This window comes from Streptomyces atriruber (assembly GCF_001418325.1).
GTDB lineage: Bacteria > Actinomycetota > Actinomycetes > Streptomycetales > Streptomycetaceae > Streptomyces > Streptomyces atriruber.
The window spans coordinates 1-7,629 of record NZ_LIPN01000275.1 but is presented as its reverse complement, the minus strand read 5'-3'; the positions used below and the strand labels follow the sequence as shown (position 1 = coordinate 7,629).

Sequence of the window (7,629 nt, the reverse complement as noted above, 5' to 3'; positions counted from 1 at the left end):
GGGGTTCGAACGGCGGGTCCGGCGGGGGCGGGACGACCGGCGCCACGGATTCCACGGACGGGAAGGACAACGGGAGCTCCACGAGCGGCGGGGGCGGAGGCACCACCAAGCCGCCCGCGCAGAGCGTAAAGGTGCACGTCGTGGGTGCCCACACGCAGTACCAGGGAGTGTGTCCGCCGACGCCCGGTCAGGCACCGTCGTTCACGGCGACGTTCACGGTGGGGCGGGTGCCCACCACCGTCGAGTACCGCTGGGTCACGGCGTCGGGCGAGCCGGGCGACCCGGGCTGGAAGACGCTGTCCTTCTCCTCGGGCGGCGGGAAGACCCGCCAGGTCAACCACGTGGAGACCGCCTACGACGAGGGGGGCGGGACGTATCAGAACTCGATCCGTGTCGAGGTGCGCAAGCCGGTGGCGGCGACGTCGAACTCGGTCGCGTACGCGGTGGCGTGCGAGCAGGAGACCCCGACGGGCGGGGCCTCCTACACACCGAACGGGTAGGTGGAGCGGACGGGGGTCAGGCCGCCGCGGTGAACACGGGGAGGTAGCCACCGGACTGACCGGCGGCGGTGGGGTGGTAGGACTCGCCGATGTTGGTCCAGTTCACGCTGTGCAGCCAGGGGCTGCCCGAGCAGATCTCGTGCCCGGCGAAGGCGGACGCGACGTTGCCGTACGCGAAGCCGTGGTCGGCGGCGCGCTTCTCGGTGGCCGCGTTGAGGTAGTCGGAGGCGTCGTTGATGGCGGCCCGCTCACGCTCGGAGAGTCCGGCGAGGCAGCTGCCGCTCAGCTTGTAGAAGCGGGGGTAGCCGAGCACCACGACACGGGCCGAGGGTGCTTTCGCGCTGATCGCGTCGTAGACCTTGTCGAGGTTGCCGGGGAGCGTGGAGTCGACGAACTGGCGGGCCTGGTTGATGCGGGCGATGCAGTTGCTCTCGGACTGCAGCACGCAGGTGGTCATGACGTCGGCGAAGCCCGCGTCGTTGCCGCCGATGGAGATGGAGACGAGGCCGGTGCCGCTGCCGAGCGGGCCCAGCTGGTTCGCCAGAACATCACCCGTACGAGCGCCCGAGCAAGCCGTGAAGTTGAAGCTGGAGGGTGAATGGGCGGCCGCCCACAGAGCGGGGTAGGCACGGGTGCTGCGCTTGCAGTTGCCGCTTCCGCTGTCGTAGCTGCCGGCGCCGACGCCCGAGGAGTAGGAGTCGCCGAGGGCCACGTAGCCGGTAGCCGCGGCCCTCTGGTCGGCCGACTGGTCCGCGTGAGCCGCTGCCGCGCCGGTGAGCGCGAAGGCGGCCGCAAGGAGGAGCGAGGACATGTATGCCGTGATTCGGGACAATTTCATGGAACCTCCCTTAGCAGGATTTCTGCCTGGACCGTGGTAGCACGCACCCCCGCCCGCCGATAGTGTCCATGTCAATAAATTCGTCAACAATCCCCTTTCCCACGTGGGGAGTTCACCTCCCGGAAGGGTGTGGCGGGGAACATCTGCACACGCTCTCCGCATCTTGACGGGCCGCCGCGGACTGCGCGACATTGAAGCCCGGCATCCGGCGCGTCGGGGGGCAAAGTCGCCAATGCAGACCATCTGGAGCAAGGCACCGTCATCAGACACGGGGCAGCAGACCGGACAGGACGCCGAGAAGGACCTGTTGCCGTTGCTCGCCGGGGCGGCCGTCGCCGTGGGCGGCGTCGGCGCGATGCTCGCGCTCATCGATCTGAGCTCGCCGCTGCGCGGCCCGTTCACCCTTTTCTTCCTCCTCGCCGCGCCGGGCGTCGCGATCGGCGCTGCGCTGCGCGCACTCACGCCGTGGGGCCGGGCCGTGGCTTCCGCGTCCGGGGCCATGGCGGTCAACCTGCTCGTCGCACAGGGCATGCTGGCGCTCCACGTGTGGTCGGTGCGCGGCGGAGTCGCCGCGGTCGCCGCGCTCAGCGCGCTCATCCTCCTGCTGACAGCGGGACGGCAGCTTCGCCGCCGAGCGGCGAGAAGGTGGACCTCCTGACGTGAACATCACCGTGCACCGCCCCGGCGAGCTCACCGCGGCCGACCGGGCGGCGTGGACCGCGCTGCAGTCCAAGGCGCACCTCGACGGCTCTCCCGAGCTCGCCAACCCCTTCCTCTCCCCCGAGTTCGCACTCGCGATCGGACACGAGCGGCGCGGGGTGCGGATCGCCGTCGTGCGCGAGGAGCGCGAGCAGGCCGCGTTCCTGCCCTTCCAGCGGTCCGTCACCGGCGTCGGCAGGGCCGTCGGCCTGGGCGTCTCGGACTGCCAGGGGCTGGTCCACCGGCCGGGCTTCGACTGGGACGCGAGGGAACTGCTGAGGGCCTGCGGGCTCTCGGTGTGGGAGTTCGACCACCTGGTGGGCGGACAGGCACCGTTCGAGGCGAGCGCCTCCGGCACCTTCCCGTCCCCCGTCATGGACATCGACCAGGGCTACGAGGCCTATCTCGGCCAACTCCGCGCCCGGTCACCGAAGTTCACCCGCACCACACTCGCCAAGGAGCGCAGACTCGGCCGCGACCACGGGCCGGTCCGCTACGTCCACGACGAGCGCGACCCCACGGTTCTGGCCACGCTGATGGGCTGGAAGTCCGCGCAGTACCGCAGGACGGGCCGCAGCGACCGCTTCGCGCATCCGTGGATCGCCCACCTGGTGCGCCGGCTCTTCCACACCCGCTCCGACTCGTTCGCCGGGATCCTCTCGGTCCTCTACGCCGGGGACGCGCCGATCGCCGCGCACTTCGGACTGCGCTCCGAGCGGATCCTCGCCTGCTGGTTCCCCGCGTACGACCCCGCGTTCGCGAAGTACTCGCCCGGCCTGGTCCTGCATCTGCGCATGGCCGAGGCCGCCGCGGCCGACGGCATCGCCCACCTCGATCTCGGCCGTGGCCAGAAGGCATACAAGGACTCCCTCAAGACACGCGAACTGACCGTGTCGGAGGGGTGGGTGGCGCTCCGCCACCCGGTGGCGTTCGGACACCTCGCGAGGCGCATTCCGATCAGGGCGCTGCGGAACACCGTGCAATCACGACCGGAATTCTTCGAACCGGCCGACAAAATGCTCAAGCGCATGGGTCGAATTCGATCTAGAAACAGGGAATAAAGCAGTCCGAATGTGGCCGCATAGATTACCCAAATCATGAGAAACGTGGGACCACGTTCCAGGTCTTGCCATACAGTCTCAATCATCAATACCGTCGTACATCCACCCGCAACGGTCCATCACGCAATGCGATCTAGGGGAGGGCTCAAGATCGCGATGGTGCCGGTGCGGGGCGCGGTAGGGGGGTGCCGTGCTCGGTGACCGCTCTTCGACCGAGTCACGTCCCGCGCTATGCCAGCTCACTCGGCATGCACGGAGATCCATTTCGTCATGCTCAAGTGTGAACCCCCCTTTCGAACCGGATCAATTGCCGGACCGCCCCGGGGCGGGCGGTCCACCGGACGAGAGGGACCACCGGACTCATGAGTTCGTTTGTGCGCCCGGCAGATGCCGGACAAGACCCGCTGAAAGAGATCTCCAAGAACTACCGTCCGATCTCCACCCACTTGGCGATCACACCACCGGTGAGTGTCGTCATACCCGCCATGAACGAAGCGGAGAATCTTCCGTACGTCTTCAAGACACTTCCCGACTGGATCCATGAGGTCGTCCTCGTGGACGGGAACTCCACCGACGACACGGTGGCCGTGGCCCGCGACCTGTGGCCCGGCGTGAAGGTCGTCCGCCAGCTCGGCAAGGGCAAGGGCGACGCCCTGATCACCGGCTTCGCCGCGTGCACGGGCGACATCATCGTGATGGTCGACGCCGACGGCTCGGCCGACGGCCACGAGATCGTCTCCTACGTCTCCGCCCTCGTCTCGGGCGCGGACTTCGCCAAGGGATCCCGGTTCGCCAACGGCGGCGGCACGGACGACATGACGCCGATCCGCAAGCTCGGCAACCACGTCCTGTGCTCCGTCGTGAACACCAAGTTCGGGGCGCGCTACACCGACCTGTGCTACGGCTACAACGCCTTCTGGCGGCACTGCCTCGACAAGATCGAGCTCGACTGCACCGGCTTCGAGGTCGAGACCCTGATGAACATCCGGGTCGTCAAGGCGGGGCTCAAGGTCCAGGAGATCCCGAGCCACGAGTACCTGCGGATCCACGGCGCCAGCAACCTCAGAGCCGTCCGGGACGGCTTCCGCGTCCTGAAGGTGATCCTCTCCGAGCGCTCCAACCGCGCGAAGCGCGGCGCACGGCGCAAGAGCGCCCGAGGGCTGCCCCTGCGCACAGGTCAGGGAGAGGCGTCTTGAGCTCGGACATCTCCGTCGTCATCTGCGCGTACACCGAGGACCGCTGGGAGGACGTCCTCGCGGCGGTCGCCTCGGTGCGCGCGCAGTCCCTGACGGCCCTGGAAACGCTCCTGGTGGTCGACCACAACGCCACGCTCCTGGACCGGCTCACCAGGGAGTACCGGCAGACCGAGGACGTGCGGGTGCTCGCCAACGCGGGCCCCCGCGGCCTCTCGGCCGGACGCAACACCGGGATCGCCGCGGCCCGCGGCGCCTTCATCGCCTTCCTCGACGACGACGCCGTCGCCGAGCGGGACTGGCTGCGGCACTTCGCCGAGGGGTTCGAGGACCCGCGGGTCCTCGCCGTCGGCGGCCGCACCCTGCCCGCCTGGGAGTCCGGGCGGCGCCCGGCCTGGTTCCCCGAGGAGTTCGACTGGGTCGTCGGCTGTACGTACAAGGGACTCCCCCCGGGCCGGGTCAGGGTGCGCAACGTCCTCGGCGGCAACGCCTCGTTCCGGCGCACCGCCTTCGACGCGGCGGGCGGCTTCGCCACGGGCATCGGACGGGACGGCGACAAGCGCCCGCTGGGCTGCGAGGAGACGGAGTTCTGCATCCGCCTCACCCGCGCGCGGCCGGACGCGGTGCTGCTCATCGACGACCGCTCGGTGATCCACCACCGGGTGCCGGCCGCACGGGAGCGGTTCCGCTACTTCCGTACGAGGACGTACGCGGAAGGCCTCTCCAAGGCGCTCGTCGCCCAGAGCGTCGGCGCCTCGAAAGGCCTGGAGTCCGAGCGGCGGTACACCACGCGCGTGCTGCCCTCGGGGGTCGGCCGCGGCCTGCGCGACGCGGCGCTCGGCCGCGCGGGCGGCGCGGGCCGCGCCGGGGCCATCGTGACGGGAGTGCTCACCGCGGCCGGGGGGTACGTACTCGGCAGCATCCGTGCGCGCAGGGGAGGCGCCGCGTTCTCGGTGCTCCCGGTGCCCTCGGCGTCCTCGGCCGTGGCGGCCGGCGGGCCCGCCGGGGACGCGCGGAGTACGGGTGGCGAGGGGGCTGCCGCATGAGCACGAGCACGGAATCCGTGCCGATCCTGATGTACCACTCCGTGGCACGCGTGCCGAGCGCCGCGACGCACGGGCTCTCGGTGTCGCCCGACGACTTCGAGCGCCAGATGGAGGTGCTCGGCGAGCAGGGGTTCACACCGCTCACGGCCGCCCAACTGGCTGCCCGCTGGCGGTCGCGGGGCCAGACGCTGCCGGATCGGCCCGTCCTGATCACCTTCGACGACGGCTACGAAGGCGTGCATCGGTACGCGCTGCCCGTGCTCGCCAAGCACGGCTTCGCGTCGACCCTGTTCGTCTCCACCGGCTGGCTGCGCGGGGAGTACGACACCGGGGGCGCCCTGGACCGCATGCTCGACTGGGACCAGGTGCGCGAACTCGCCGCCGCGGGCGCGGAGATCGGCGGGCACAGCCACACGCACCCCCAGCTCGACCAGCTGTCCGACGACGCGCTCCGGTTCGAGCTGCGGCGCTGCCGCGACATCGTCGCCGACGAACTGGGCACCCGGCCCGCGTCCTTCGCGTACCCCTACGGCTACTCCAGCCGAAGGGTGCGCGAACGGGTGCGCGAGACGGGCTTCCGCCAGGCGCTCGCCGTCGGGAACGGCCTGGCCCGCCGCACCCAGGGTCCGTACGCCCTGCGGCGCGTGACCGTGCGCCGCACCACCGGTGCCGATGAGTTCGAGCGGCTGGTGACGGGCCGCGCGATCAGCCGCAACTTCGCCGCGGACCGCGCCCTCACCAAGGGGTACGCGGTGATCCGCAGAGCCCGACAGGTCCGCCGGAAGGCAATCCGTTCCCGTGTCTGACACGACCACGGCCCAGGCCTCCGTCCCCGGTCCCGCCGGTGGCGGAGGCACCCGGCGTTCCGGCAAGCCCGGAAAGCCCGGCAGGCCGCGCAGAATGCGGCTGCCGGGCCGGGGCGGCGGCAACAGCCCGCTGTTCCGCAACGCGTACGCGCTGATGCTCAACACCGGCATCTCCGGCGTGCTCGGCGTGGGCTTCTGGCTGGCGGCCGCCCGGTACTACTCGGAGTCGGCGGTCGGCCAGGGGTCGGCGGCGATCGCGGCGATGAAGCTCCTCGCGGGGCTCACCGCCGTGACGCTGACCGGCGCGCTCGCGCGGTTCATCCCCATCGCGGGCCGCGCCACGGGCAGGCTCATCTTCCGCACGTACGCGGGAAGTTCGGTGGCGGTGGCGTTCGCCGCCCTCGTCTTCCTGCTCACGCTCGACCTCTGGGGACCCTCGTACCGCTTCCTGCACGGGCCCGTCCACGGCATCGGTTTCGTCCTCGCCGTCGTGGCCTGGTCGGTCCTGACCCTGCAGGACGGAGTCCTGACCGGGCTGCGCAGCGCGCTCTGGGTGCCCGTCGGCAACACCGTCTTCTCGGTGGCCAAGCTGGGGCTGCTCATCGCGATGGCCGCGGCGATCCCCACCGCGGGCGTCTTCGTCTCCTGGGTCGCCTCGATCGTCGTGTCGGTGATCCCGCTCGGCTGGCTGGTCTTCCGGCGCCTGGTGCCCAGGCACGTGAAGGCCACCGCCGGGAAGGCGCATCCGCCCACGCTGCGCGAGATCGGCCGCTTCCTGGCCGGGGACTACACCGGCTCGCTCTTCTCGCTCGCCGTGGTCTACCTCGTCCCGGTCATCGTCGCCTCGCAGGTCAGCTCGGTCGACAACGCGTACTTCTACATCACCACCACCATCGGCGGCACGGTCAACCTCCTCGCCATCAACATGGGCGCCTCGCTGACCGTGGAGGGCGCGCACGATCCGGCGCTGCTCGCCGCCAACACCCGCTCGGCGCTGCGCCGAATGGCGACGATCATGCTGCCGGTCTGCGGGATCCTCTTCCTGGCCGCGCCGATGATCCTGCGCATGTTCGGACAGGGGTACGCGGACGCGGCCACTCCCCTGCTGCGCTGGTTCGCCGTGGGGGCGCTGCTGCGGGTCGTCATGGAGACGTACTTCGCGGTGCAGCGCGCCCAGAGCAAGACCTCCGGGATCGCCTGGCTGCAGGGCCTGTTGTGCGTCCTGGTGCTCGGGCTCACGCTGCTCCTGCTGCCGCGGATGGGGCTCACCGGCGCGGGCATCGCGGAGATCTCCAGCCTGGCCGTGATCGTGGCCATCGCGGCGCCGAAGCTGTACCGCGTGGTGCGGGCGGCGCCCTCGGGCCGGGCCGGGGAAGCGGCGCCGGACGGGGACCTGGCCGACCTGGGGACGCCGGACACGCCCGCGGAGCAGGTGCGGGCCGGGGCGGAGGCCACCGGGGCGCCGGGCGGGGGCGGCGCCGGGGGC

At 70.8% G+C, this 7,629-nt stretch carries 7 protein-coding genes and 1 pseudogene; 7 read left to right on the top strand and 1 reads right to left on the bottom strand.

The window, feature by feature from the left end:
* Positions 1–500 (top strand): annotated as a pseudogene (locus AOK03_RS26750) (serine/threonine protein kinase); the annotation flags it as partial.
* Positions 501–516: 16 nt separating this feature from the next.
* On the opposite strand, the gene AOK03_RS26745 reads toward AOK03_RS26750, so the two are convergent.
* Entirely contained in the window at positions 517–1,338 is an 822-nt protein-coding gene (locus AOK03_RS26745; RefSeq protein ID WP_055567903.1) for an SGNH/GDSL hydrolase family protein, read from the bottom strand.
* 232 nt (positions 1,339–1,570) lie between these two features.
* Between AOK03_RS26745 and AOK03_RS26740 the strand changes: the two genes are divergently transcribed.
* From AOK03_RS26740 to AOK03_RS26715, 6 genes are all read left to right on the top strand, one after another.
* Positions 1,571–1,996: a hypothetical protein gene (locus AOK03_RS26740; RefSeq protein ID WP_055567902.1), complete on the top strand. Its 426-nt coding sequence runs from the start codon at positions 1,571–1,573 to the stop codon at positions 1,994–1,996.
* A 1-nt stretch (position 1,997) separates the two neighbouring features.
* Positions 1,998–3,098 carry a GNAT family N-acetyltransferase gene (locus tag AOK03_RS26735; RefSeq protein WP_055567901.1) on the top strand — a complete coding sequence of 367 codons (1,101 nt, stop codon included), beginning with the start codon at positions 1,998–2,000 and terminating at the stop codon, positions 3,096–3,098.
* Positions 3,099–3,460: 362 nt separating this feature from the next.
* Entirely contained in the window at positions 3,461–4,294 is an 834-nt protein-coding gene (locus tag AOK03_RS26730) for a glycosyltransferase family 2 protein (RefSeq protein WP_055567900.1), read from the top strand.
* On the top strand, positions 4,291–5,337 hold the full coding sequence (locus AOK03_RS26725) for a glycosyltransferase family 2 protein (RefSeq protein ID WP_055567899.1): 1,047 nt from the start codon (positions 4,291–4,293) through the stop codon (positions 5,335–5,337). The genes AOK03_RS26730 and AOK03_RS26725 overlap by 4 nt, the downstream gene beginning before the upstream one ends.
* Complete coding sequence (locus tag AOK03_RS26720; RefSeq protein WP_208609606.1) at positions 5,334–6,143, top strand: polysaccharide deacetylase family protein; 810 nt, start codon at positions 5,334–5,336, stop codon at positions 6,141–6,143. Before AOK03_RS26725 ends, AOK03_RS26720 begins: the two co-directional genes overlap by 4 nt.
* Positions 6,136–7,629, top strand: a 1,494-nt coding sequence (locus tag AOK03_RS26715) for a lipopolysaccharide biosynthesis protein (RefSeq protein ID WP_425264417.1), incomplete at its 3' end; no start/stop codon positions are given. The genes AOK03_RS26720 and AOK03_RS26715, both read left to right, overlap by 8 nt.

Excerpts from the sequence above, each read along its gene's own strand:
- AOK03_RS26745 (WP_055567903.1), bottom strand. The coding sequence starts at position 1,338 with ATGAAATTGTCCCGAATCACGGCATACATGTCCTCGCTCCTCCTTGCG.
- AOK03_RS26740 (WP_055567902.1), top strand. The coding sequence starts at position 1,571 with ATGCAGACCATCTGGAGCAAGGCACCGTCATCAGACACGGGGCAGCAG.
- AOK03_RS26730 (WP_055567900.1), top strand. The coding sequence starts at position 3,461 with ATGAGTTCGTTTGTGCGCCCGGCAGATGCCGGACAAGACCCGCTGAAA.
- AOK03_RS26720 (WP_208609606.1), top strand. The coding sequence starts at position 5,334 with ATGAGCACGAGCACGGAATCCGTGCCGATCCTGATGTACCACTCCGTG.